The sequence below is a fragment of the Nocardia sp. bgisy134 genome, from assembly GCF_965341865.1.
Taxonomy (GTDB): Bacteria; Actinomycetota; Actinomycetes; order Mycobacteriales; family Mycobacteriaceae; genus Nocardia.
The window spans coordinates 459,331-486,256 of record NZ_CBDQZP010000002.1; the positions used below are offsets into that span (position 1 = coordinate 459,331).

Consider the following 26,926-nt stretch of genomic DNA (forward strand, 5'->3'; position numbering starts at 1 on the left):
CGTATGGCGGAGCCGAGCGAGGCGCGCGCATGAGCACCGTCCGGTTCCAGCGCCGTGCTCGTCGGGAGATGCCGCGTACGCCGGGTGGCGAGGTCACCCTGCAGCCGCCGCCCGAGATCCCAAGGGTGACACCGGGAAATCTGCTGATGAAGCTGATGCCCGTCGTCATGGTCATCGGCATGGTCGGCATGATGGCGCTGATGTTCACGCAGGGCGGCGGCATCGCGTCGAACCCGATGAGCATGATGTTCCCGGTCATGATGCTGTTCTCCATGGTCGGCATGTTCGCGGGCCAGGGCGGCGGCAAGGGCCAGAAGGCCGCCGAGGCCAACGAGGACCGCAAGGACTACCTGCGATACCTGGACCAGGTGCGCAAGGACGTCGACGACACCGCCAAACAGCAACGCGCCTCGGTGGAATGGAGCCACCCTGAGCCCGGGCTGATCTGGATGCTCGCGGGTACCAGCCGCATGTGGGAGCGCCGCGCGGGGGACAAGGACTTCTGCCACGCCCGCATCGGCATCGGCGGGCAGCGCCTCGCCACACGGCTCGTCGCGCCGGAGACCGGCCCGGTCGAGGAACTGGAACCGATCGCGGCGGTGTCGCTGCGCCGTTTCGTGCGCGCCCACTCGACGGTGCCCGACCTGCCGACCGCGATCGCGGTGAAGGGCTTCGCGACGATCGCGCTGGACGGCGATCGGGCCGAGGCGCGCGACATGGTGCGCGCGATGTTGTTGCAGCTGTGCATGTTCCAGGGCCCGGACCAGGTACTCGTCGCGGTCGTCTGCGGTCCGGACACCGCACCCGAGTGGGAGTGGACCAAGTGGCTGCCGCACACCCAGCACCCCGACGCCCAGGACGGCATCGGCACCCAGCGCATGTTCTTCGGATCGATCCGGGAGGCCACCGCCGGCCTGCATCCGCTGCTGGCCAACCGCGTCCGCTACTCGCGTAACCAGCCGGCGAATGCCGGTCTCGTGCAAGTCATTCTCGTGGTCGACGGCGGTCTGCTCGAGGCCGAGGACGACCACCTGCGCGAATCCGGCTACGAGGGCGTCACCATTATCGACCTGTGCGGATACGCACCGCGGCTGGCGGTTTCGCGCGGCATCAAGATGATCGTCGAGAACGGCGAGTGCGTCGGTCGTGGCGCCACCGGCAACCAGGAGCGGTTTGCGCTCATCGACCGGGTCAGCGCGCACCAAGCGCAGCAGGCCGCGCGCAGGCTCGCGCCGTACCGCGCCGCCACCCAGCGCAGCAGCGACGTGGAAACCGAGGACGCCGAGGTCATCTCGACGTGGGCGCAGCTGATGAACCTCGGTGACATCGGCTCGTTCAACCCCGAGAGCGCGTGGCGCCCGCGCTACGGCCGGGAGCGGCTGCGCGTCGCGTTCGGTGTCGACGCCGCGGGTCTGCCCATCGAGCTCGACATCAAGGAAGCCGCCGAGAACGGCATGGGCCCGCACGGTCTGTGCATCGGCGCCACCGGTTCCGGTAAGTCCGAGTTCCTGCGCACCCTGGTGCTGAGCCTGCTCGCGACCCACTCGCCCGACCAGCTCAACCTGGTCCTGGTCGACTTCAAGGGTGGTGCGACGTTCCTCGGTCTGGACGGCGTGCCGCACGTCGCGGCCGTCATCACCAACCTCGAGGAAGAGGCCGACCTCGTCGACCGTATGAAGGACGCGCTGGCCGGTGAGATGAACCGCCGCCAGGAAGTGCTACGCCAGGCGGGCAACTTCGCCAACGTTTCCGAGTACGAGAAGGCCCGCGCGGCGGGCGCCGATCTCGACCCGCTGCCCGCGCTGTTCGTGGTGCTCGACGAGTTCTCCGAACTGCTCACCCAGCACCCGGATTTCGCCGAGCTGTTCGTGATGATCGGCCGCCTCGGCCGCTCGCTGCATGTGCACCTGCTGCTCGCCTCGCAGCGGCTGGAAGAGGGCAAGCTGAAGGGCCTGGAGAGCCACCTGTCCTATCGGATCGGTCTGAAGACGTTCTCCGCCAACGAATCCCGCCAGGTGCTCGGCGTACCCGACGCCTACAACCTGCCCAACAGCCCCGGTGGCGGCTACCTCAAGTCCGACTCCGGCGAGATCCAGCGGTTCCAGGCGTCCTACGTCTCCGGCGCGTACGTCGGCGGCGGCTCGCAGCGCGAGGTCACCCAGGCCGGTGTCGCGGGCGGCGAGATCGACGTGAAGGCAAGGCCTTTCACCGCCCACCACGTGGACTTCCGTGCCATCGACCGGGTGCCGCTGCCCTCCCAGGCGAGCCACGAGCCGGAGGAGCATCGCACCGAAGAGGGCGAGCAGATCTCGAACGTCAACATGCTCGTCTCGCGCATCCGCGGGTACGGCCGTCCGGCGCACGAGATCTGGTTGCCGCCGCTGGACGAGGCGTCCACCCTGGATCAGCTCATCCCGCGCTCGATCCTCACCGGCGAATACTCGGCCGTCGCGACGCTGCGCGCGCCGATCGGCATCGTCGACCGCCCCTACGACCAGCGTCGCGATCCCTTGGTCGTGGACCTCTCCGGTTCGCGAGGCAACGTCGCGGTGGTCGGCGGTCCGCAGTCCGGCAAGTCGACCGCGCTGCGCACCATGATCATGGCGATGTCGATGACGCACACCGCCGAGCAGGTGCAGTTCTACTGCCTCGATTTCGGTGGCGGTACCTTGGCCAGCCTGGAGGGCCTGCCGCACGTCGGCTCGGTGGCCAGCCGTCTGGAAGAGGACAAGGTCCGCCGCACCATCGCCGAGATGACCACCATCGTCCGCCAGCGCGAGGCCCGCTTCCGTCAGCTCGGCATCGAGTCGATGGCGGAGTTCCGCCGCCTGCGGTCGATGGATCCGTCCAGCAGCCCGGGCGCTGCGGGCGCGCACGAGGACCCGTTCGGCGACGTCTTCCTGGTGATCGACGGCTTCGGCTCGATCCGCCAGGATTTCGATCCGCTCGAGCAGCCGATCATGAACCTTGCGGTGCAAGGCCTTTCGTACGGCGTGCACGTCGTCATCGCGCTGGCCCGCTGGGCCGAGGCCCGTCCCGCGCTCAAAGACCAGATCGGCACCCGCATCGAGCTGCGGCTCGGTGACCCGATGGACTCCGACCTCGGCCGCAAGTTCGCGGCGCTGGTCCCGATGGGCCGCCCCGGCCGCGGTATGACGCCGGACTGCCTGCACATGCTGACCGGTCTGCCGCGCATCGACGGCAGCGCCGACCCGACCACCCTCGGCCAGGCCGTTGCCGACGCCGTCGCGACCATCGCGCGCCTGACCCCGGGCAGGCACGCGCCCGCCGCGCGCATGCTGCCCGAGGTGCTGCCCCGCGAACAGCTGCTGCACCTGGCCGGGAATTGGCCCTCACAGCTCACCGTGGGTGTCAAGAACATGCGAATCCCGCTTGGCATCAACGAATCCGAGCTCGCGCCGGTCTACATCGACTTCAACGAGAGCCCGCACTTCGTCATCATCGGTGACACCGAGTCGGGCAAGACGACGCTGCTGCGCTCGATCATCGAGGGCATCGCCGCCGCCAACTCGCCGAACGAGGCCCGCTTCATCCTCGGCGACTACCGGCGCACCATGCTCGGCCTGGTGCCCGACGGCTATCTCGCCGGATATGGTTCCACCGCACCGCAGTTTACGCAGAACATGACCGACCTAGCCGCATACGTCGCCCAGCGAACGCCCGGCCCGGACGTCACGCCGCAGCAGCTGCGCGAGAGGTCCTGGTGGAGCGGACCGGAGCTGTTTGTCATCGTCGACGACTACGACCTGGTCGCCACCTCCATGGGCAACCCGGTCTCGGCCCTCGTCGAACACCTGCCGCACGCCCGCGATCTCGGCTTCCACCTGATCGTGGCTCGTCGCGCGGGTGGCGCCAGCCGGGCCATGTACGAGGCCACCATGGCGCGAATGAAGGACCTCGGCTCGGCAGGTCTGATCATGAGCTGCCCGAAGGACGAGGGCGTGCTGATGGGCACGGTGCGGCCGAGCCCGCTGCCGACCGGCCGCGGCACGTACATCACCCGTAACGCGCAGGAGCTGATCCAGCTGGCATGGATGCCGGCGGCCGAGTGATGTCGACGGTCGACCTTGTCCTGACGGACACCCGTATCTGGGCGCGCGGCCCAGCCACGCACTGGGACGCGCCGCCCTCGGTCGTGTTGGGCAGCAACGGAAATCTGGTCATCGGGGAGTCGTTGAACCCGCCGACCCAGGTCAGCTCCGCCGTCCAATTCGTACCCGCGGACCGGATCGCGCTACTGCCGCGCGTCCCGGCGGTGTCGGAGGCGTTGACCGCGGTCTTCGGCACGGCGTTGCAGAACCTCGGCGTCGCCGTGCCGTGTGAACGCATCACCCTCGTCTGCCCGACGCAGTGGGGCGGCCCGCGGCGCGCCGTGCTGGACGCCGCCGCCCGCCGGTTCGCGCACGACGTGGCATTCGAGGACATGGCCGCGCGCGCGGTGGCCGCCGACGAGCGCACATCGCGCAGCCGCCGCACCATCGTGCTGGAATTCGGCGCCACCACCACCGCCGCCACCGCGGTGACGCGCAGCCATCTCGGCGTCCACGTCGAAGCCTGCGAATACGAACCGAATCTCGCCCTGGCCGACCTCGGTCTCGACCAGCGAGCGTTCGACCTGCTGACCGCCCTGATCACCCGTCTGCTCGACGGCAGGCCTGCGGATGTGATTCAGGCCGTGGGTGTTTCCGATCCGGCCAAGCTCGACCTCATCGGCGCCGCGGTGCAGCAGTCCTGCGGTGCAGACGCCGAGCTGCGTCCGATCTCCGGGGCTGAACTGGTCCGCGGGACACATCAGGAACCGGAGTACCGGCCCGAAGCGGCCCCCGCCCTGCCTACCAACGAATGGCTCCAGCCGCTGCGCGAACGCGCCGCCGCCCAGGCCCCGGACCGCCCTATCGCCAAGTACGTCCTCGCGGGCGTTGCCGCGGTCGCGGTGATCGCTGCCGTCGTCGGTGGTGTCGTCGTGGCGGGCGGTTCCGACGAGGCCACGACCGCAGCCCCGACCTCCACCACAGCGGCCGCAGCGACGACCACTGCTGCCCCTGTCCGCCCGCCGCACCCGACGGGTGCACCTGGGGCACAGGAAACCTTGGGCCGCATCCGTTTCCAGGTTCCGGAGGGCTGGCGCCTCGCTCCGCCTTCCGCTCAGAGTGGCGGTCGCGTCGACCTGTCTCCACAAGACGGCGCGCGCCTGCGCATGACCCTCGTCCAGACCCCGGTCGCCCCCAACGCAGGCTACGAACAGATCGCCGCCAATCTCGAAGCCCAGATGAGAACGAAGCCGTCCATCGGCGACCTCCGCAGCGACGTCGTCTTCGGCGGCCGCTCCGGCCTCTCCTACGTGGAACGCCCGGAAGGCTCCACGGTCCAATGGCATGTGCTGGTGGAACACGGAATCCAGGTCAGCATCGGCTGTCAGTACGTGGGCAACACGTGGAGCGGTTTCGAGCCCACGTGCGAGAATTTCGCGTCGACGGTGCACGTGATTCCATAAGCGGGAACCTGCTCGGCACAAACTGATTCGGGCCCCCAGCGAAACGCTGGGGGCCCGAATCGTTCGAGTCGATCCAGTCGAACTCAGAAGAGGTTGGCGAGCGCGACGTCGGTGCCCTGCAGCTCAGCATTGCCCGTACTGACGAGCTGGCCCGCGCCGCGAAGCGTGTCGTTCAGCTGGCCGACATGCTGGTTCCAGACCCCCTGGAACTCGAGGACGGCGTTGCGGGCCTGACCGCCCTGCTCCATGAAGAACGCTTTGATCTCCGAGTGGAACCGCTGCAGCTCATCCCCGATGTCCTCGGCGCGACGGACGATCTGCTTCGCGCCCTCGTCGACGCCGGCGAAATTGGCGGAAATCGGCTTGCTCATGTTTGAAGCTCCTTCTGTGCGGGATTCTGGGTTAGACGGCAGGAAGGTCGAGGCTCGAGACCTGTGCCTGCACCTTGGCGGCGTGATCCTGGTCGTGTTCCGAGAACTGACTGGACATCTTGAAGAGCTTCTCAGAGGTTTCCATCAGCTTGTCGTTCATCTTGTCGGCCTGGAAGTAGTACCGCTCCATGAACGCGTTGAACGCGTCGCGGGCCGCTCCCTGCCAGTTGGCGCCGTTGGTGACATTGTCTTCATCCGACTTCAGCTGCCGGATGGCCTGCATGAGCCGGTCATGCTGCTCCTGGAACTGCTTCGCCTTCGCATTGATGCCCTCGGTATCAGCACTGAAGTTCGTGGAATTCCCTGCTTCAGACATTGCGATTCGCTCCTGCTTCTGCTCACGGTCAACGTCGCAACAGTCAGCTGACCTCGTTCATATGGTTGGACGCGTCTTCGGCTCGATCGGTTCCATCGAATGACGAAAAATTCGATGGATTCCGTCGCGTCTTGCCGTCTTGCGCGTTGTCGACTGGCTACACCGTGGACTGGCGGGCCTGGATGAGATCCCCCGGACATCTCGGACCGCGGTGTCTCCACGTCGGTCGCTGCCAGCGCTACGCTCCCCTCCTTCCCCCTGCTCGCGACCACTTGAACTGGCGAGTGGGCTGGCTTCGCATACCCTACCGAATGGCGCCTTGGAACGCTACAGCGTTAGCGACACTGCGGAGCGTCCGTGAAGCTTGCACGCCTGGTGGTAGGCCTATTTCACTACCTTTGCGATGACGGGCACCATCTTCTCCGCGAGTCGGCCGGGGGACTGGTCGGTCCACACCTGGAACGCTTGCACAGTCGACAGGTCGTCCACCACGACGATTTTCGCCGCACTGTTGAGCAGACTGCTCGGAAGTCCGCGCAAGCCACCGTTTCCGGCTTCGCTGTCACTGCGCAGAACGATCACCACTTCGGAATCCAGGTCGGACAGTGTGCCGCTCACCGACAATGGACGCGGTGACTTCTCCTCACCAACGGCTTTGTACTTGTTGCTGTACCGGAAACCGATGTCCTGCAGGAACTCCGCCTGATCACTCGGATTCAAGATCGCCGAGAGCGTTGCGTTGCCGAAATTCAATGCAGTGACTGTCTTGCCGTCGAATTGCGGATAGTTCTTTCGGACCTCGGCCAGCGTCTCGCCGCCGGGTCCGGCATCGGAAGGGCGAGTGAAGAAATACGTGCCCGCTGCGACGGCGATGGCGGCCACCAACGCGACAATCGCGGGCGCAAGCAGCTTGCGTGCCCGTGACGGCCGGTTCCCGTTACGCAGGGTCGTTACGCGACTCTGATCGGTGCTCTCCTGCGGCGGTTCGTACCTGGCCACCGACATGTGCGGAGCGGTCGGATAGGCGGCGCTAGGCGTGTGGGGTTCCGTCGGCTGGTGGGTAAAAGACGTGCGAGGATCGGTGTCGTGCGCGGGGCCGGGCGCCCGAAAGTGCTGCGCGCCGTACAACGCAGCCTCCGCATCGTGGATGAACTCGCGGCAGGTGCTGTATCTGGCGTTGGGATTCTTCGCCAGTGCCTTTTCCAGGACCGCGTCCAGCCCGTGGGGCAGCCCAGGGCGAGTCGCGCTCAGCTTGGGCGGCTGTTCATGGAGATGCCCCATCATGACAACCGCCGGCATGGTCGACGGATACGGGTTTTGCCCCGTCAGGAGCCGGTACAGGGAGCAGCCGAGACTGTAGATGTCGGCGCGGTGATCGAGACGGTTGCCTAGCAGCTGCTCAGGAGAGGCATACGCCACCGTGGCCATGAAGTTGCCTGTGGCGGTTAGATCCTGGCCGTCTTCGGCGGACTTGGCGACACCGAAGTCGGTCAGCAGCACGCGTTCTTCATCGCCCTCATCAGCGGCGGAGAGCAGGAAGTTGGCGGGCTTGATGTCACGGTGCAGCAACCCTCGCCGATGCGCGTAGTCGAGTCCCTTGCCGACCTCGGAGATGATCCGCAGCGCCCGCTGCGGCGTCATGATCGACGGACCCTTCTTTGCTTCTTCCGCGGCGTCGGTGCCATCGACATACTGCATCGCGATCCAGAGCTGGCCGTTTTCCTCACCGCGGTTGTACACCGCGACGATATTCGGATGATCAAGCCCCGCAGCTAGATTCGCCTCCCGCTCGAAGCGGGCGCGGAACTCGGCGTCGGTCGAGAGTTCGGCGCTCAGGACTTTCAGTGCGTCGCGTCGCGGCAGGATCGGGTTCTGGGCCAGGTAGACCGTGCCCATCCCCCCACTGCCGAGAGTTTGGATCACCCGGTATCCACCCACGATTGCGCCGGGTCGCAACGCCATTCGGTCCTCCTAGCGATATCGAAAGCACGGGCCCCGAGCCTTCCGAAGAAAAATCTAGCAAGCCGCCGTCGGGTGCACGACTCAGATCAGGCGTCGGACGAGGGTGTCCGCGGCGAACATCTGCTCAGGTCGCGCCCGCGAGGAGATCGTCTTTGCCGCGATTCACCGCGCGAGGCCCAGTCTCATCGGCAGTGCGGGACAGCGCGAGCCGGTTGGGGCTCGGCGTCGGTCACCTGCTGGTAAGCAAGGCGTACTGTGCCGAGGTCCGCTGGTGCAGGTCTTGCAGCTGCTTCCCGGATGCCTGCACCACGTAGCGATCCACCTGGAACGTGCAGAAATTCATGAGGACGGTTTCCACGCCATCGGTTTTACGAACGATCGCAAGGCATTCGACGCGATCTCCCAACCCGGACGGGCTGGCGACGATCTTCTGGTCCGGCTTCAGGTCTGCCGACGACTTCATATGCGCCCAGAACTTCTCAGAAGACTTGCTGGTTCGGCTGCGAAACACGACGGCATCTCCGAATGCGACCAGATCGACTTCACTCTGTTCCAACTCGGTGAGCAGGCTGTGGCCGGGCTGCTCCATCAGCGACAAGATGCCGCGGCCGGTGTAAGTTCCATCGGGCTCGCCTCTTGCCGGCGACTCGGGATTGCTCGCGAGCGTGCGCCCGAGGAGGCCCTGGGGGTCGAGCGGAATGCGGGGCAACTCGGCAGCCGGTGTGGGCTGGAACTTGCCGAGCAGTGGGATCTGAACATCGAGCATGCGCTCGACATGTCCGACCAGCGCCGGTAGATCGGGCGCTGCGGTGTCGTCCACGAGCTTTATGAAGACGACATAGCGGTCGTGTACGGTCCAAGAGCCGATCGATGAGACGCCAGGGCGCCAATGAGCCTGGGTATTTGGGTATTTGGCAATCTCGACCGGCTGATTGTCATGGTTGTAGGTGAAGTCGTCGTGCTCTAGCGCCGGCCCAACCGCTGCGGCCGTTGCCGCGTCGGGGAACATCAGCACGGCAATGTTCATTGTGCGCCGCTTTTCGTCTGGAGCGCCACCGGTCGACCATGAATTGACCCAACCGGCGACAAGGTCCTCTGCCACATCGTCGAACGTGTCGTTGATGACAAGATTGCCCAGTGTCTTTCGGTTGAGCACGATGTGCGGGCGAAGAAACCACGCATCCTCCACGTACGAGGGGTCGGCCTCGTAAGGAAGGGCGACATAATCCGCGAGGCGTTGCGACTCACGGGCCCTGGCTTGCTTGTCGCCCTTGGCGTTTCCGATGGTGCGCGGCTCGGTGGGGTAATTGCCGACTTCGAGTGTCGACTTGTCCGGCTCGACGCGCACGGCGGTTCCGGAGATGCTCGCGGAGCACGCGGCCGACCCGAACACCAGCAAGCCCGTTGCGCATACCGCCCAGATCGCCTGGGCTGGCCGCGATCTCGTGGTTCTGAACCTCATTCCTGCTCCCTAGCGATCGTGAGCTAGCAGCTTGTATTGCGCGGCTGCCTTCTGGTGCAGTTCTTGGATGTTCTTGCCCTGTACCCGCGCGACGTACCGGTCGTAGGCGAAGTAGCAGACCGGCGGGTAGCGATCAGTGCTGATCTTGGGACTCTTGGCTTCGAAGCACTTCGCGCTCGGCAGATTGGGCGGGCCGTCGATCGACTTGTACCCCTCGGAGGCTTGGTCGATCAGCGCGGCAATCAACCGCACCGTGCTGGCTGCGTTTTCGGTCCGATACAACCTGCCCGCGGCATTGGCAACGAGATCGACCCCGGCGTCATCGAAGGCCGCCTTCATGCGATCGGGTCGATGTTCGCGGTGCAGAGCGGTCTGTTTCGGTCCGACCGTGGACGGATCCTCGCCGTTGGCGTACTTCTCCTTGTCCTCCAGTGGCAGTGTGCGTCCGAGGAGTCCTTCCGGGTCCATGGGCAACGAAGCGAGTTGATCGACGGGGGTCGGCGTATAGCCTTTCAACATCTCCAGTTGGGTATTGAAGGCTCGCGTGGTGAAATCGATCAGCGGCGCCGTTTCGGAGGGCTCGGTGACCGGGTCTTCGATGTGTGTGTAGAGCAGAAGTGTGTCGCGGGTTAGCCAGGAGTCGAGGGTTCTCTTGCTCTCCGACCATCGCGCCCTGACTTGCGGGTGGTCCGGAATCGTTACCCGCTCGCCAGCGGTGGTCTCTGCTTGCCGATCGGCGATCCGCTGCGCAGCGGTCTCGGCCTGCGCAGCGGTTCCGAAGCGCATGACCTTCATGACAACCTGACGACCGAGCGACGGACTTCGCCGACGCTCGCCGTTGGTTTCCCATCCCGCGATGAGTCCCTCGGTCAAGCCCGAGAATTCCTCGAGGGAGCTCACATGCGGAATGTATCCCCTGAGAACCGAGCTGAGCCGCGGATCTGGATAGATCAACCGCATGTACGCGTACTTTCGATCCACGTCGTATGCCAGCGGAAACGCGTTGCCGATACGCATCGCCTCGAGGGCGAGACCCGTCTTATCCGTCCTGGTGGCATTGACGTCACGAGGTGCCGTCGGGTAGTTGCCGGAGTCCAGCTTCGAGATGTCGACTGCGGGCTCATCGAGGCGATTGTCGTTGTCGCCGCACGCGGCCGTCAGCGCGACGGTGGTTGCGATCATTGCACACAGCGCATGCCGAATTCGCATGAGTATCACTCGCTTTTCGCCAGGACGGCATACTGCGCGGCGGCCCGCTGATGCAACGTGTAGTCGACCCGGCCCGACAAGCGTGACTTCGCCACGACGACCCCGACGTAGCGGCCGAACACGACGGCGCAGAGTTCGTCGAAGTTTCGGTTCTCGTCGATCTTGTCCAACTTCACGCAGCGGGCATCGGGTAGACCCGGTGGTGGCTCGAGCTCCTCATCGTTCTTGCCGATGCGGACAAGCGTGGACTGGAGGCGAAACGCGCCGGCCAAGTCCCGAGCGCGGTACACAACGCCGCCGCGGCGCCCGATCAGGTCGACACCGCTCTCCTCGAATGCCTTCTCGAGCTCGACCGGATTGCGCTCGAAATGCAGCTCGCCTGCGGGTTGGTAGGCGGCGAAGTCCTGGTCGTCGCTGAATGGGTCACTGTAATCCGGCGCCTTCGGTAGCGCGCGTCGCATGATGCCATCCGGATCGAGCGGTGTGTCCAGAATGTCGTCCCAAGCCGGTGGCGTTTGGTTGTCCAATGCGGCGATCTGTTGATCGAGGGTGTTCTTCAGCACGCTCGACAGCGCGGCTCTATTCGGCTGTGGAACTCCGGGATTGGCCAGAATCACGTACGTCCCGTGTGCGAGGAAAGACAGCGCCGTGATGTCGTCGCCCGAAGACACCTTGGCCTGAGGATGGCCCTCGACAGGAATCGAGTGCCGTCCCGGAGCCGCGTTGGTCGCCTGATCGAACTGCTCGACCGCCTTGACGCTCGCGGCCGCGGTGGGGAATCGAAGCACTCCTATATTCAGCTTCTTGTGAGCTCGCGCGTTTCCGTTGGAGCGGGAGACGTAGGCTCCAGCGAGCATGTTGTTATCGACTACGGCGGGCCGATAACTCTCCGGGAAGACCTCGCGGATGAATGGGTACTCAGGTATGTGGAATAAATGGACTTCGCCGACCTCGGAAAGTTCGTTGTCGATATCGAACGGATGCACGACGTGGTTGATCAGGCGTTGTGCTTCGATCCTCCGCAGGTCAGTCTTGTAAGAGAGCGAACTAGGTTCGTAGTCACTAGGTTCTGGCGAATGGGCCCCGGTGTTCAGCGTCGATACGTCAACGGGCGCCAGCCCAGGCAGTGGGTGGCCGACAACAGTCGCGGAGCACCCTGCGCAGGCGACTGTCGTCGTCGCTACCAGCGCCAGCAAGCCGCTTCGAAACCTCATGGTTCCCCCTCGGATTCGCGGACCGAGTCCGCACGACTCAGCGTCGTCCTCACACACAGCATTGCCGCCCCCATAGATCGCGTACTTCCTGCCGGATCCTACGTCAACCCGCTGCACTGTGGGCGAGCAGCAGGTACTGGGCGCTCGTCCGCTGCGCGAGGTCCTGCGGTTGATTCGCCGTGACCTCTGCGACGTAGCGGCCGTGGGAGAAGTAGCAGCGGTGTTCCAGGATGATGCGGGCGCTCTGCGGTGGACCCGAGTCTTCGCGGAAGCATCGAGTCTCGGGGAGGCCGGGAGGGGCGGCTATCGGGTCGTAGCCCGATGGGGCTTGGGCGGCAAGGAAAGCGGTGAGGCGGGCCGCGGCGGCGGGGTCGCCCGCACGGTAGACACGAGAGCCCGCGTAGGCGACCAGGTCGACCCTCGCGTCGTCGAAGGCGCGGCGGGCCAGATCCGGGCGGCTTTCCAGATGCAAAGCGGCGGGCACGGTGTAGGTGCCGGTCACGTCGTCGAGGGTGCCGGGGCGTTCGGCGGCGAGAGTGCGGGCGAGCAGGTCGTCTGTGGGAGTGTCGGCGAATTCGCCGACGGGAGCCGGGGTGAAGCCGCGCAAGAGCTCGAACTGCCGGTCGAAGAGCTTCTTGGTGAAGGCCAGCAGCGGCGCGGGGTCGGGTGGGGTTGCGAGACCGTCGGAGACGAAGGTCCATAGCAGGTATACGCCCTGGGCGGTCCACGACTGCACGGAATCGTGGGCGCTGAGATAGGTGCGGCCGGTGGGGTACCCGGGCATTTCGAGGGTCTGCTTGGGCGGATACTTTTCAATTCCCTTGTTCGCGAGCAGGTGCATGGCATGGGTGGCCTGCTCGGGCGTGCCGAATCGCAGCAGCGCGATGCTGACATCGAGTCCGAAGTTGCGATTCGCGCGGCGGGAACCGCCGGTGTGCCACCCGGCGACCAGACCGGGCACCCGCTCGCCGAAGTTCTCGAGATTGCTGATCCCGCTGCCTCGGTACGGTGGATTCCGGGCTGTGTAGTGGTGACCCGCGAAGTTGGTGCGGCCGTAGACGAGCCGACTATCGAGATCCATGGGCAGCGGGACCAGGCTGCCGAGTCGGATGGATTCCCGGACGGCTCCGCTGTCCGCGGTGCGCAGCGCGGACAGGTCCCGAGGTGCGGTCGGGTAGTTGCCTGGATCGAGAGCCGAGGTGTCGACGCTCGCCTCGGGCTCGGAGCCGCAGCCGACGGTGAGGGCGAGCAGCGCCGTTAGGCAGGCGAAGGCGATGCGGGAACGGGGCATTGGTCAAGCACCCCGCGACAGGATCGAATATTGCGCAGCCGCACGCTGATACAGGCTCGGATCGAATGGCCCGCCGGGCAGCCCGTCGGCTTCGACGACCGCGACGTAACGACCGTGGACCAAGACGCAGGTGTAGTCGTAGCGCGGGTCGAAGGCGTCCGCATCGCGCTGCAGACACTGGGCGTCGGTGATGCCAGGCGGGCTCTGGAAGAGTTGCTCGTCGTCCTGGAGATCGGTGAGGGCGTGCTGGAGGCGGAACGCCGAGTCGAGATCGCGGGTGCGGTACACGGTCGCGTCGTTGCGCGCGACCACGTCGACGCCCGCGGTCGTCAGCGCTGCCTTCAGCTCGGCGCCGCGCGGCTCGAAATGCGCTTGCCCCATAGCGTCGTAGACGCCGACCGGCTGGGCGCGCTGTGAGGTCGGGCTGCCGCCCGCGGGCAGCGGCGGCAACGCCAAACGCATGACGCCGTCCGGGTTCAGCGGCAGATCGAGGATCTGGTCGACCGGTGTCGGCACGAACCCGGACAGCCGTTCGAGCTGTAGATCGAGCATCTTTCGCATTTGTGTCGCGAGGGCGGTCGGGTCGGGCTGCGGGACCGTGGACATGCTCATGATCACCATCGGTCCGCGGGCGGTGAACACATAGCCCTTCTGGTCGTTCGCGGTGGAGGCCAGGACGGCCGGGTGACCCGTGATGTCGAGGGCGTGGCGGTTCAGTGTGAGTTCGTCCATGGCGCGGTCGAATTCCGTTGCGGCGGATCGAGCCGCCTCCTCGGAGGGAAACCGCAGCAACGCGATCGACATGTTGCGCATGGCCCGCAGTTTTTGATTCGAGCGGGTGGTGACGACGCCCGCGATCAGCTGGTTGCGTTCGGCGATCGGCTCGAACTGGGCGGGCAGGGCGCCGAGAGAATCGCTGAACACCGAACCCGGGGCGGAGACAATACGCGTTGTGTCGAGGGCGGACATCTCGCTGTCGACTTCGTACGGCGCGACGAGATAGCTGAACAACCGCCGCGATTCGATCGCGAAGACGTCGACCTTGGTTTCCAACTTCGGCTCGTAGTCGACGGGCGCGGAGGGAAACGGTCCGACTGTGAGACTCGCCGGATCGACGGGAGTCATACCGGGCACGCCCCGCCCTTCGACAGTCTGCGCGCCGCAGCCAGACGTCACACCGGCGATTACGACGAGCGCCGCGGCAGCGAAAGGAAGGGCGCGGAATCCCGAAGCGGGGCGCGGCACGGTTCTCCCTTCGATCGAATGCGCGCGGCGACGGACTTTTTCACAAGGACGTGCCGACGTCCGGGTCCGGCGGGTCCGGTCCGCCGCCGTGCTCACAAACTGTTCGCGAGCAGCGCGTACTGGGCCGCCACTTTCTGGCGGACGTCGGGCTCCTTGTCGCTGGTCACCACGCCGACGTAGCGCTTGTACGGCACGTAGCAGCGGTACTTGTACTCGCGCTCCGGGTCGCCTTTGCTGTTGAGCTGCAGGCATTTCGCGCCGGGGACGTCGTTGGGGGCGCCGATCGGGTCGAATTGGTCGCCGACGGTATCGATGAGGCCGGTGACGAGTTTCTGGGCGGCGTCGTTGTCGCGGGTGCGGGTCACCGAGCTGGCGTCGACGATGGCGATCTTGTCGACGCCCGTCTCCTCGATGAGGCGCTGGGTGGCGGCTTCGTCGTCGGAGGAGTGGATGCCGTGGTTGCCGCTGTAGATGGCGAAGGTGTCCGGATCGGGGGAGTGGCCGCCGCGGTCGGCGACGGCGACGCGTGCCAGCAGGCCGTCCGGATCGACCTTCAAGGTGTCGAGCTTGGCGACCGGGGTCGGTTGGAACTTGTCCAGTGCGGGCACCTGGGCGGCGAAGGTCTTGTCCACCCAGTTCACCAGGTCGGTGCTGTCGGCGCGGGGACGCTGCACGAACAGTGAGATGACGAACTCGCGGTGGGCGAGGAAGGCGCCGACGTTGGGAACGCCTGGGCGCCAATGCAGATAGGCATCGGGGTATTTGGTGGATCCGAGCCTGCGGTTCTGGTCGGAGACGCCGATGTCGGCGTCCTCGAGTTCGCGGGCGGCGAGCTTGGCGGTGGCCTCGTCGGGGAAGCGGAACACGACATTGGTGACCGCGGTGGCGTCGGAGGCGGGGCGGGTCTGCCCGGCGGGATCGGCCTTGTCGGAACCGCTCGCGGCGAACCCGGTCACCATCTTGCGGTTGTCCAGCACCGGTTTGGAGACGTTGGCGACGAAGTCGAGGGCGGCTTCGGTGTCGGTGAGCACGGTGCTGCCGCGGCCGAACTTCAGCGACGGATCGATGCGCACGGTGGGCACCACGGCTTCGGACATGCGCATGCCCTCCAGCAGCGCGCCGTCGCCACCCGAATCCTGGTCGTAGGCATGCTTGTCCACCGGATAGGTGCCCACTTCGAGTTTGCGGACGTCGAGCTCACCTGGTAGCGCGGTGCCCGCCACGCCGCTGCACCCGGTCAACGCACCGGCCGCCACCACACACGCCGCCAAGATCGCGATGCGCGAAGTCCGAACCATGACAGGCCCCTCGTTCCTCCCGTACCTGCCCTTGAAGTTACCCGACGAACGCCGGGCAGAGCGACCGATCAGACACCGATTGCAATACGCTGGGGGACATGGCGACGACCTTGAACCAGACCCCCGGTGGAGGCCGATAACGGTGAAGGATCGGCAGGTCGAGGTCGTCGCGGGAAATCACGCCGTCGCCCGGGTCGCGGGCGCGGTGCTGGTGGTCGCGCATCGGGGCCGGGACGAGCCGACCGAGAACGCGCCGGCCGTCATGGCGCTGGAATCGCTTGCGGAACTGGTCAGAGCGGCCGTCGAGCAACAGCCGAACGGCCCCGGCGCGCTGGTCGCGCGGCAGGCGACGCGCTGGCTCATGAAGCACGCCGAGCAGATCAGCCCCGGCGTGCCGATCGATTTCGGCATTCTCTCCGCCGCGGAGAACGGCGGGGTGGCGATCTTCCTGCACGGCGCGGTGACCGCGGTGCTCGCGGGCGACGACAGGGTCGAGCGGTACCGGGGCAGCGACGCGGCGTTCACCGTCGACCGGGTCGCGTCCGTTCCTGCGCTCGGTGTCGCGCTGTTCGTCGACGACACCAAGGGCCGGGTCCCCGAAATTCCCGAGCAGCGCGGAATCGGCTGGCTGGTCGAGGGCATCGCGCAGGCCGGAGGCGCGATCGTCTGGTCGGACGGTGCCCGTTCGCGTCCGGCGCCGGTCGCGCAGCCGGAGACCGCCGAGCAGCGAGCGCCGCAGCACCACCGCACACCCGCCGCGCCGCTGCCGACCGCCCGCATCGATCCGGAACCGCGTCAGCGGCCCCGACCCGAACCGCAACCCGCGGCGACGCAGGCGTCGACCTCGATGCTGGACTCGGTGACCGACCAGGCCGATCCGCACGAGGCCGACACCCAGATCGGCGGCACCAACCCGGCGCCGCTGCCCGATCCCGATCTGCAGCGTCGCCTCGAGGCCACCGCCAAGGCCACCGCGCTCACCGTGAAGGTGATGGGATTCAAGTGCGCGCGAGCCCATCCCAGCGATCCGCGCGCGGCGTTCTGCACCGTCTGCGGCATGCCGGTGGATCAGACTCAGGCGCTGATCGAGGTGGTCCGCCCACCGCTCGGCATGCTCATCCTCGATGACGGTATGACCTACATGCTGGCCGCCGACGCGGTGCTCGGCCGCGATCCTGAGCACTCCGAGGCGGCGCAGCGCGGGCTGATTCCGCTGAAGGTCGAGGACAACTCCGGCGGAATGTCACGCGCGCACGCGGAGATTCGGCTGATCAACTGGGACGTGACCGTGGTGGACCGCGGCTCGACCAACGGCACCCGCACGCGGCTGCCCGGCTACCGCGACTGGATTCGCCTCAATCCCAACCAGCCGATGATCCTGGTGCCGGGCACCGAGGTGATGATCGGCAACCGGGTCCTGCGCTTCGAACCGGCCGCGCCGCCGCCGTTCGGGGGCTGACGGCCCGATCGACGCGTTCGCGCGGGGCCAGGGCTAGGAGTACCGCGACATGCAGGTGTTCTCGCCGTTGAGCACACCCGCGCGGAAGGCGTCCACCCTGGCGAACCCGCTCGGCACCGTCTTGCCCTGCACGTCGCTGGCCGCCAGGCCGTCGGTGAGCAGCCCCGACACCGCCTCGTCGAGATCGCCCGCGGCCAGGGAGATATCGCCCTGGGTGCGTTGGCGATTCGGGTCGGCTAGCTTGCCGGTGACCACGCCGGCCAGGCAGGCGGCGCGCAGCCCGGTCTTGGCGCCGACCAGCGACTGGCCGTGGCTCTGCTGCACCGCGAGAGTGTAGCGGGCGATGAAGACGACGTAACCGTTGTAGTCGCCGGTCACCTTGAGCGGTAGCGGATTGTCTTCGTCGATGTCGGCGGTGCCGCGTTTGGCCAGTTCGGGGATGTCGGTGGCGATGAGATTCTCGGCGGGACAATAGGAGACCGGTTCAGTGGTGGTGCCGTCGCGGCAGTCGATCTTCGCGCCGTTGTAGTCGTAGGTCGGGTTGTCCTCGACGGGCAGGATTGCGGCGAGCGCCTTGGTGAGCTCGATCAGGCTCTCCTTGTCGATCGGGTACTCGCCGGTGCTGCTGCCCAGCGTCTGCGGCAGACCGCCACGGCGCTGGTTGATCTCGTCGATGTCGATGCTTTTGCACGCCTTGGGGCCATCGGTGAATCCGATCTGCACCGCGGTGACCCGCTCGAACGCGGAGCCGTGCACGCTCTCCGGGTCGTCGGGGTCGGAGTCGCGGATCGCGACGGTGGCGGCGAGCACCGTGTTCAGGCCGTCGGAGGTGTTGATGGTGAAGTGCTTCGACTTGCCCTCCGCCACGTGACGAATGAACGCGCCCGCGAAGCAGTCGGCCTGCTGTTCCTTCACGATCACCGGATCCTTCGGATCGACGATCTTGGCCTGCGCCTGCACGGCGTGCCCGTACTCGTGGGCGAGCACCATGACCACGGCCATCTTGCCGAAAGTGTCCTCCATGGTGGGCAGCAGCACTGAGCGGTCCCACCCGATGGAGTTGTCCAAGCGACAGAAGGCCGCGTTCACCAGTCGGTAGGTGGTCTCCTTGCAGAACTCCGGCGCGTCGTTGCGCGGCGCCTTCGCACTCCAGGAGATGAGCCGCTCGACCGGTTCGAATTCGCCGTCGAACTCCTTGCCGTATTCGCCGCGCCAGTAGGTCTGGATGTCGTCGATGGCGTTGAGCGCCAGGGTGTCGGTCGCGCCGCCGTCGCCGTTGGCCGCGGTGAGGTCGGAGTCGGTCACCCCGGGACGCGGTCCGCTCGGGCCGCTCGTCGTGGGCAGTCCGGCCACCTTGAACGGGTCGTCGTAGACCGAGACCGCGCGGCCGTCCACCTCCCGCGTACATCCCGCGATCAGGGCCATCGCGCACAGCACAACCGTAATGACAGCGGTCGCTTGGAGTTTCGGCAAAGCTCCCCCTAGTCGGCCGGTAGCACGTTCTCGTCGGTCGCCGGATCGGGGCGAGAGGCACGTCGGGGGCACCGCCGATGTCCGGTTGATGGCATAGTATCCGCTGCATGTCTTTACCGGGGGCGCAGACCATCACCGTGCGCCATGATGGAACTGAACGGGTCTTCGATTCGAATCAGAAAGTCACCATGGGCCGTGCGCCCGAGGTGACGCTGTTCGTCGACAGCCCGCTGGTATCGCGGGTGCACGCGACGCTGGCCTGGCAGGGGAGCGGCTGGGTTCTCACCGACAACGGCAGTACCAATGGCGTTTTCGTGGACGCGCGCCGGCTGAGTCAGCCGGTGTCCATCGATCGGCCGACGCAGGTCAGGCTCGGCGACGCGATCAGCGGTCCGCTGCTGCACCTGCTGCCCGCCGCGGCGCCGGTGCGGCACGCGCACACGCCGCCACAACCGTCTTCGCAGCCGCAGCAGGCGGTTCGGCAACGGCCGAGTTACCAGCATCCGAACCGTCCGCCGATCGGGCAGGCATCGCATCAGCCCGCCCCATCGCATCAGCCGCCGACGCCGCATCATCCGCCGCAGCAGCACCAACCTGTCGGTGCGCACCCACCGCCTTCGCAGCCGACGCCGCAGCAGCCGAACTTCAACATGACCACCAAGGCCGACACCTCGGCGCTGCCGCCGCTGCGCACGAGGGCGTCGACCGCGCCGATCGCCAGGGCCGACCGGATCCCGTCCGGCGGCTTGGCCATCGGCCGCACCACCGACAACCAGATCGTCGTCAACGATCCGCTGGCCTCGCGCAAGCACGCCCGGCTCGTCGCGGCCACCGAGGGCCTCACCATCGAGGATCTCGGCTCCGCGAACGGCACTTTCGTCAACGGCACCCGCCAGCAGCGCGCGGCGCTGCGCGAGCGCGACATCGTCACCATCGGCAACGTCGACTTCGTCGTCCAGCAGGGCACCCTGGTGCACCGGCAGAAGCCGGTCGCCGAACAAGGTCTGCACGTGCACGGCGTCGGATTCACCGTCGAGGGCAACAAGCAGCTGCTCGTCGACGTGAACATGCAGGCGGGTCGCGGCACGCTCACCGCGCTCATCGGTCCGTCGGGCGCGGGCAAGTCGACGCTCTCGAAGCTGATCGCGGGTACCACTCAGCCGTCCGGCGGTGTGGTGACCTTCGAGGGCCGCAACCTGCACGCCGAGTACGAGGCGCTGCGTTCCCGTATCGGCATGGTCCCGCAGGACGACGTGCTGCACCGCCAGCTCACGGTGCGCCAGGCGCTCGGCTACGCCGCCGAGCTGCGGCTGCCGCCGGACACCACCAAGGCCGACCGTCAGCAGGTGATCGACGGTGTGCTGAAAGAGCTTTCGCTCACGGAACACGCCGACACCAGGGTCGACCGGCTCTCCGGCGGTCAGCGCAAACGCGCCTCGGTGGCGCTCGAACTGCTCACCGGTCCCTCGCTGCTGATCCTGGACGAGCCGACCTCGGGTCTCGACCCGGCGCTGGACCGGCAGGTCATGGTGATGCTGCGCGAGCTGGCCGACGCCGGTCGCGTGGTCATCGTGGTCACTCACTCGGTGGCCTGCCTCGACATGTGCGATCAGGTGCTGCTGCTGGCGCCGGGCGGCAAGACCGCGTTCTGCGGGCATCCGGCCGGTGTCGGCGGGGCCTTGGGCACCAGCGACTGGGCCGAGATCTTCGCGAACGTGGCGGCCAATCCGGATCAGGCGTTCGCCGCGTACCGATCCAGACAGGCGTTCGCGCCCCCGCCGCCCCCGCCGCCGCGCTACGGGCCCGCGGGCAGCCCGCCGCAGTCGAGCGGGTTCAAACAGTTCTCCACGCTGGTGCGGCGACAGATCCGGCTGATCTTCGCCGACCGCGGCTATCTGGTCTTCCTCTTGCTGCTGCCGTTCATTCTCGGTGTGCTGTCCCTGGTGGTGCCGGGCAAGAACGGTTTCGCGCCCGGCGGACTGACCACGTTGCCCACCGGTGAGATCGTGCGCGTCGGCGGCGGCGAGACCCAGCAGTTGCTCGTCGTGCTCATTCTCGGCGCCTGCTTCATGGGCGCCACCCTGACCGTGCGCGACCTGGTCGGCGAGCGCACGATCTTCTACCGCGAGCGCGCGGTCGGCCTGCTGCCCTCGGCATATCTGATGGCCAAGATCGCGGTGTTCAGCGTCACCGCGTTCCTCCAGGCGGCGGTGCTGGTCGGGATCACGCTAGCGGGCAAGAACCCGCCCGGCGCGGGTTCGTTGTTCTCCTCCGGCAGTGCCGAGCTGTACATCGACATCGCGCTGACCGCGGTGTGCTGTGTGGTGTTCGGTCTGCTGATCTCGAGTCTGGCGAAGTCGAACGAGCAGGTCATGCCGATGCTCGTCGTCATGATCATGGTGCAGCTGGTGATGGCGGGCGGGCTCATCCCGGTCACCGACCGTGTCGTGCTCGAACAGCTGTCCTGGGTGTTCCCCTCGCGCTGGGGTTACGCGGCCGGGGCGTCGACGGTCGATATCAAGACGATCTTCGCCAACGCCCAGCAGGACAAACTCTGGGACCACACCTCGGGAATCTGGATCCTCGACGTGACGCTGCTGCTGGTGATCACCGCGCTGCTCGCGTTCGTGACCTGGCAGCGGCTACGGCTCAAGAAGTCGGCGGCGTGACCACCTACTCGGGCCGCCACGACCTGGGGTCGGCCGGGATCGCGCGCGTGTCGCTCACGCAGCAGGCACACTTATGACTGTGACGGTGCGAGTAGGGGCAGTACATCTCGGCTGGGATGTGGTGTCCGTGGCAGCGGGCGGTCGACGTACTCCGATCCGGCCGGTGCAGGTGGAGGGTACGTACACGCCGCCGGCGTATTTGCTGGCCGATTCGTCGGGACGGCTGCACACCGCGGGCGTCGACCGGCAGCGTCCCGATCTCGGGATGGCCATCGCCGACGTGCGCGACATCCTCGGCCACCCGCAGATCGTGGTGGCCGGGGCGACCTGGCCCGCGGAGATGGTCTTCCGCGCCCGGATGTACAACCCGCTCGCCGCCATCGGCAAATACCTGCGCGGCAAACCGGATGTGGTGGCGCTGCCCTTCCCGGACGGCTGGCCGGACGAGAAGGTCGAGGTGTACGCCGAACTCGTCGAGACGCTCGACGTGGTGGTGGAACCGCTGCCGGAGAGCGTCGCGCTCTCGGGGTACGTGCGGGCCCTCGGTTTGGTGCGCGCGCCCGATGAGCGCAATCCGCGCGGAATCGGCGCCACCGGCGTGTACTCCGACGGCCGCACGATGCTCGTCGTCGCGGTGCACGGGGACGACGAGCAGCCCACCGAATCCGTCGACGTACCGGTGACCAGCGACGCGATGCGCGACGCGCGCTCGGCCGACAACGTGGTGATCGAGGTCATGGCCGCGGCTCGCTCCATCGGGGCGGACACCTCGACGGTGCTGCTGAGCGGCAATGTCTGTTTCAACGAGGCGTTGCGGCTCGCTTTCCAGAACCACCTCGGCCATCGGTTGCATGTCGCCGATCATCCGATGCACGCGCTGGTGCTCGGGGCCACCCATCTGCTGGTGACAGACAGCGAGGCGGGCGAGCCGGAGCAGGGCGGCAGGCATGCCGAGGGCGGGCCGCGCAACGACTACGCCCCGCCGCAGCAGGCGCATCCTCAGCATCAGATGCAGGCGCCGCAGTGGCAGGCGGATGCTGGGCAGCGGGCGCCCGAACCGCCTCAGCGTCCTGTCGAGCCGCAGCGCCCACCGGAAACGGTTCAGCGGCCCGACCTCGGTCCGCCGTCTTCACCGGGATCGCCCGTAGTCACCTACGGCCCCGGCTACCCGACCGCTCCACCGAACGCCGAACCGCCGCCCAGCGAGGAGCCGACCACCCGCGTCACCCGCGAGGATCTGGCGCGCGGTCTCCCGCCGAACCTGGCGGAGCTCGGCAGCCGGTTCACCAGGCCGCCCGGCCAGCACCCCGAGGATCAGCGGACCACCGCGCTGGGTCGGCAGGCGCCCGGCTCGCAGCCGCCCGGTTCCCCGACACCGTACCCGCCGCCCAGCCACCAGGGCTCCTGGCAGGAGCCGTCCGACGAGGACGACGAAGACGGCAAGGAGCGCAAGGGCAAGCTCTGGAACAAGATGAAGGGCAATCTGTTCGGTGCGAACGCCGTGGTGGGCGCGGTGGCGCTTGCCGTCGTGGCCATGCCTTCCGACGGCAACCGGGTCGAGTTCACCGGCGCCGAAGAGCCGGTCCGCTCGGTGATCGGCGAGGTCGTTTCCGTGTCCTGCGGGCTGACGCCGCACGTTGCGCCCGAGGACCGCAGGCAGGGGATCGCCACGGTGCGGGTGCCCTCGTCGACGGAGTCGGAATGCGCGCCGCCGAGCATGGACACGCTCCGGTATGTGGTGCCGGGACCACCGGGCGCGATCGATCCGGGGGCCCCGGTCGAGATCTGACCGGATTCGGGTCTCTCGATACCTTCCTGGTATCGTTCTGCGTTGGCGTGTGGGCGGCCGGGCGATTCCCCGTGGATCACCAGGTCGTACACCGAGGCCCGGGTCTCAACCGGCCGCCGGGGTCACCTCGACCGCACGCTTGGCCGGCAACACCGACTACAGACAGGGAAGCACTGTGCCTACGTACAGCCCCAAGGCGGGTGACGTGACCCGTAAGTGGTACGTCATCGACGCCACTGACGTAGTGCTCGGCCGTCTTGCCGTCCAGGCAGCGAATCTGCTGCGTGGCAAGAACAAGCCGACCTACGCGCCGAACTTCGACGGTGGCGACTTCGTCATCATCATCAACGCGGACAAGATTGCCATCTCCGGCAACAAGCGCACCGACAAGCTCATCCACCACCACTCCGGGCACCCGGGCGGCCTCAAGTCGCGCACTGTCGGTCAGGTGTTGGAGACCCGTCCGGACCGTCTCGTGGAGAAGGCCGTCAAGGGCATGATCCCGAAGAACAAGCTGGGCAACGCCATCGCGGGCAAGCTCAAGGTCTACGCGGGCCCGAGCCATCCGCACGCCGCTCAGCAGCCCGTTCCGTTCGAGATCAAGCAGGTGGCCCAGTGACCGCTCCCGAAGAATTCAACGAGGACTTCGCCGAAGAGGCCGCCGTCGAGGTCGTGGAGGAGGACTACGGCTACGAGGCCGAGCCCGCCGCCTACGCCCCGGTCGTCATCGACCGTCCGGTGCAGACCGTCGGCCGCCGCAAGGAGGCCGTCGTCCGCGTCCGGCTGCTGCCCGGCGCCGGTAACTTCGTGCTCAACGGCCGCACCATCGAGGACTACTTCCCGAACAAGGTGCACCAGCAGCTGGTGAAGTCGCCGCTGGTGACCGTGGAGCGCACCGAGTCCTTCGACGTGCACGCCCGCCTGGTCGGCGGCGGCCCGTCGGGCCAGGCAGGCGCCCTGCGTCTGGCCATCGCCCGCGCGCTGATCGAGGTCACCCCCGAGGACCGTCCCGCCCTGAAGCGGGCGGGCTTCCTGACCCGTGACCCGCGTGCCACCGAGCGCAAGAAGTACGGTCTGAAGAAGGCGCGTAAGGCGCCTCAGTACTCGAAGCGCTGATTTTGGCTTCGTCGATCTCCGCCATCCGGCACCCTGGAGGTGCCGGGGGCGGTATGGTCGGCGCTGCAGCTGTACGAGAGCAGGCTTCCAGCACCGCTGGTCGCCTGCTCTCGTTGTATTGACGTTCGCGGGCCTCGCACGGTTGACAGGCCGACGCCTGCGGGCTCATTCGCATGTCGCGAAACCACCTATGAGGGGCGAGGTATGGGACGTTTGTTCGGCACCGACGGTGTCCGCGGGCTTGCCAACGGATCGCTGAGTCCGGAACTGGCCCTGCGGCTTTCCGGAGCGGCGGCGCAGGTGCTCGGCCGCGGCAAGAAGCGTGCGCTCGCGGTGGTCGGCCGCGACCCGCGGGCATCCGGCGAGATGCTGGAGGCCGCCGTGACCGCCGGGCTGACCGCGGCGGGTGTCGACGTGCTCTCGGTAGGGGTGCTGCCGACTCCGGCGGTCGCCTACCTCACCGGCCTCTACGACGCGTGTCTCGGCGTGATGATCTCCGCCTCGCACAACCCGATGCCGGACAACGGCATCAAGATCTTCGCCGCGGGCGGTCACAAACTCGACGATGCCGTCGAGGATCGGATCGAGGCGCTGGTGGCCGAGGACGCCATGGTGCGCCCGACCGGCGCCGGTATCGGGCGGGTGCTGAACGCCTCCGGCGCGCGCGATCACGGCCTCGTCATCCCGGACCAGTACAGCCTGGAAGGCACCCACGAGCGGTACGTCGAGCACTTGGTCGAAGCCACCGGGCAGGACCTGAGCGGGCTCACCGTGGTGGTCGACTGCGCGCACGGCGCGGCCGCCGAGGTCGGTCCCGCCGCGTACCGCGAGGCCGGCGCGACGGTGTTCGCCATCAATGCCGAACCCGACGGCCTCAACATCAACGACGGCTGCGGCTCGACCCACCTGGAGCAGGTGCAGCGTGCGGTCCGCGAGCACGGCGCCGACCTCGGCCTCGCCCACGACGGCGACGCCGACCGCTGCCTCGCGGTGGATGCCGAAGGCAATGTCGTCGACGGCGACGCGATCCTCGCGATCCTCGCCCTCGCCATGAAGGACGCGGGCGACCTGGTCGGCGACACACTGATCGCCACCGTCATGAGCAACCTCGGCCTGCACATCGCGATGCGCGAGGCCGGAATCACCCTGCGCACCACCGCCGTCGGCGACCGCTACGTGCTGGAGGAGCTGCGCCGCGGCGGATACAGCCTCGGCGGCGAACAGTCCGGTCACGTGGTGCTGCCGAAGTACGGCACCACCGGCGACGGCATCCTCACGGGCCTGCGCCTGATGGCCAGGATGGCCCAGACCCACCGCACCCTCGCCGACCTGGCGAGCGTGCTGCGGACCGTGCCCCAGGTGCTGGTGAACGTGCCGGTCGGCGACAAGGCGGCTGTCGCCGCTGCGCCGGAGGTGCGGGATGCGGTGCTGGAAGCCGAGCGTGTGCTGGGGGATACCGGACGGGTTCTGTTGCGGCCCAGCGGTACCGAGCAGCTGGTGCGGGTGATGGTCGAGGCGACCGATCTGGTGCAGGCCAAGCAGCTTGCGGACGATCTGGCGAAGCGGGTTGCGTCGGTTTAGGTTTCGCTGAGTGATGCGGCTCGGGCGGTAGGATTTCGCACCGCGTTCAGTGGTGGCATCTGCCGCGATACTCCTGGCTCGGTCGGGTCGGTGACGGCGGCTGAGCTGCGGGGTTGCGTGTGTATCCCTGGGGTTCTGCCTGTTCGGATTTGCCTGTCTGCCATGGTTTCACCGTGAGCGGTGCTGGGCGCGTCGTGCGGCGTACCCGGCTTACCTCCCGCTGCCGGGTGGGCTGGTTCGGCTTCCGGCGTGGTCGACCGGCTGTGGTTGCGTTTCGGTCGGGTTGAGGGGGAAGTGATCGCACGTTCGTTGAGCGGCTGAGTACTTCGGACCCGAGCACTTTCGACCTGCCTTGGCTGTCAACCCCCGAACCACCATTTCTCTCCCGTCGATTTCCTCTCCTCCTCCAGCTCTTTGGACGGGACCACAGGCGGTTGACCGGGCTGGGACTTGCGCCCACTCACCTGACCGCGGGAGGTAAGCCGGGTACGGCACGCGACGCGCCCAGCACCGCTTCGAGGAATACCTGAGCACGCACCCCTTAAAGAGGACCCTCAGCAGCGGGAGTCTCGCCTCAGCCACCGCGATCACGCGAGTTGTCGGCGGAATCCGGCCTTGGCGGGCTCGCCTCAGCCACCCCGATCACGCGAGCTGTTCGTGGAATCCGGTCCGGCGGGCTTGCCTCAGCTACCGCGATCACGCGAGTTGTCCGTGGAATCCGGCCGGCGGGCGCGTCTCATCCACTCCAATCACGCGAGTTGTCGGCGGAATCCGGCCTTGGCGGGCTCGCCTCAGCCACTCCGATCACGCACGTTGTTCGCAGAATCCAGCACCAGCGGTCTCGCCCCGCCCACGCCGAACAGGCGAGTTATCTTCCACCCAGCGGCGGTCTCGCC

Annotated in this window: 18 protein-coding genes; 8 read left to right on the forward strand and 10 right to left on the reverse strand. The window is 67.2% G+C overall.

Annotated elements, in window-relative coordinates:
• Nucleotides 1-29 precede the first annotated feature (29 nt).
• Both eccCa and ACRWNM_RS05635 read left to right on the forward strand, forming a co-directional pair.
• Complete coding sequence (gene eccCa / locus ACRWNM_RS05630; RefSeq protein WP_431964157.1) at nt 30-4,073, forward strand: type VII secretion protein EccCa; 4,044 nt, start codon at nt 30-32, stop codon at nt 4,071-4,073.
• Complete coding sequence (locus tag ACRWNM_RS05635) at nt 4,052-5,515, forward strand: type VII secretion-associated protein (RefSeq protein ID WP_431964159.1); 1,464 nt, start codon at nt 4,052-4,054, stop codon at nt 5,513-5,515. Before eccCa ends, ACRWNM_RS05635 begins: the two co-directional genes overlap by 22 nt.
• Before the next feature lie 83 nt (nt 5,516-5,598).
• On the opposite strand, the gene ACRWNM_RS05640 is transcribed toward ACRWNM_RS05635, so the two are convergent.
• From ACRWNM_RS05640 to ACRWNM_RS05680, 9 genes are all read right to left on the reverse strand, one after another.
• Nucleotides 5,599-5,886: a WXG100 family type VII secretion target gene (locus tag ACRWNM_RS05640; protein ID WP_431964161.1), complete on the reverse strand. Its 288-nt coding sequence runs from the start codon at nt 5,884-5,886 to the stop codon at nt 5,599-5,601.
• Between the two features lie 31 nt (nt 5,887-5,917).
• Nucleotides 5,918-6,262 carry a WXG100 family type VII secretion target gene (locus ACRWNM_RS05645; RefSeq protein ID WP_431964163.1) on the reverse strand — a complete coding sequence of 115 codons (345 nt, stop codon included), beginning with the start codon at nt 6,260-6,262 and terminating at the stop codon, nt 5,918-5,920.
• A gap of 384 nt (nt 6,263-6,646) precedes the next feature.
• Nucleotides 6,647-8,224, reverse strand: coding sequence for a serine/threonine-protein kinase (locus ACRWNM_RS05650; protein WP_431964165.1), 1,578 nt, complete (start codon nt 8,222-8,224; stop codon nt 6,647-6,649).
• Nucleotides 8,225-8,453: 229 nt separating this feature from the next.
• The gene (locus ACRWNM_RS05655; protein WP_431964167.1) at nt 8,454-9,686 is read right to left on the reverse strand and encodes a DUF7373 family lipoprotein; all 1,233 of its coding nucleotides are present in this window, start codon (nt 9,684-9,686) and stop codon (nt 8,454-8,456) included.
• Nucleotides 9,687-9,695: 9 nt separating this feature from the next.
• Nucleotides 9,696-10,868: a DUF7373 family lipoprotein gene (locus tag ACRWNM_RS05660; protein ID WP_431964169.1), complete on the reverse strand. Its 1,173-nt coding sequence runs from the start codon at nt 10,866-10,868 to the stop codon at nt 9,696-9,698.
• A 32-nt stretch (nt 10,869-10,900) separates the two neighbouring features.
• On the reverse strand, nt 10,901-12,109 hold the full coding sequence (locus tag ACRWNM_RS05665; protein ID WP_431964171.1) for a DUF7373 family lipoprotein: 1,209 nt from the start codon (nt 12,107-12,109) through the stop codon (nt 10,901-10,903).
• A gap of 103 nt (nt 12,110-12,212) precedes the next feature.
• A complete protein-coding gene (locus tag ACRWNM_RS05670; protein WP_431964173.1) occupies nt 12,213-13,400 on the reverse strand; it encodes a DUF7373 family lipoprotein in 1,188 nt (395 codons plus the stop codon).
• A gap of 3 nt (nt 13,401-13,403) precedes the next feature.
• Nucleotides 13,404-14,525: a DUF7373 family lipoprotein gene (locus ACRWNM_RS05675; protein ID WP_431964535.1), complete on the reverse strand. Its 1,122-nt coding sequence runs from the start codon at nt 14,523-14,525 to the stop codon at nt 13,404-13,406.
• Between the two features lie 212 nt (nt 14,526-14,737).
• Nucleotides 14,738-15,943: a DUF7373 family lipoprotein gene (locus tag ACRWNM_RS05680; RefSeq protein ID WP_431964175.1), complete on the reverse strand. Its 1,206-nt coding sequence runs from the start codon at nt 15,941-15,943 to the stop codon at nt 14,738-14,740.
• 142 nt (nt 15,944-16,085) lie between these two features.
• On the opposite strand from ACRWNM_RS05680, the gene ACRWNM_RS05685 reads away from it, so the two are divergent.
• Nucleotides 16,086-17,402 (forward strand): FHA domain-containing protein, encoded by a 1,317-nt coding sequence (locus ACRWNM_RS05685; RefSeq protein ID WP_431964177.1) that lies wholly within the window; start codon nt 16,086-16,088, stop codon nt 17,400-17,402.
• Between the two features lie 33 nt (nt 17,403-17,435).
• Here the strand turns inward: ACRWNM_RS05685 and ACRWNM_RS05690 are convergent, their stop codons facing one another.
• A complete protein-coding gene (locus ACRWNM_RS05690) occupies nt 17,436-18,827 on the reverse strand; it encodes a metallopeptidase (RefSeq protein WP_431964179.1) in 1,392 nt (463 codons plus the stop codon).
• Between the two features lie 155 nt (nt 18,828-18,982).
• Between ACRWNM_RS05690 and ACRWNM_RS05695 the strand changes: the two genes are divergently transcribed.
• From ACRWNM_RS05695 to glmM, 5 genes are all read left to right on the forward strand, one after another.
• Nucleotides 18,983-21,544 carry an FHA domain-containing protein gene (locus ACRWNM_RS05695; RefSeq protein ID WP_431964181.1) on the forward strand — a complete coding sequence of 854 codons (2,562 nt, stop codon included), beginning with the start codon at nt 18,983-18,985 and terminating at the stop codon, nt 21,542-21,544.
• A gap of 73 nt (nt 21,545-21,617) precedes the next feature.
• A complete protein-coding gene (locus ACRWNM_RS05700) occupies nt 21,618-23,333 on the forward strand; it encodes a hypothetical protein (RefSeq protein ID WP_431964183.1) in 1,716 nt (571 codons plus the stop codon).
• A gap of 175 nt (nt 23,334-23,508) precedes the next feature.
• Entirely contained in the window at nt 23,509-23,952 is a 444-nt protein-coding gene (gene rplM / locus ACRWNM_RS05705; protein WP_431964185.1) for a 50S ribosomal protein L13, read from the forward strand.
• Complete coding sequence (gene rpsI / locus ACRWNM_RS05710; protein ID WP_431964187.1) at nt 23,949-24,449, forward strand: 30S ribosomal protein S9; 501 nt, start codon at nt 23,949-23,951, stop codon at nt 24,447-24,449. The genes rplM and rpsI overlap by 4 nt, the downstream gene beginning before the upstream one ends.
• A 204-nt stretch (nt 24,450-24,653) precedes the next feature.
• Entirely contained in the window at nt 24,654-26,030 is a 1,377-nt protein-coding gene (gene glmM / locus ACRWNM_RS05715) for a phosphoglucosamine mutase (protein WP_431964189.1), read from the forward strand.
• The last annotated feature ends 896 nt before the right edge of the window (nt 26,031-26,926 follow it).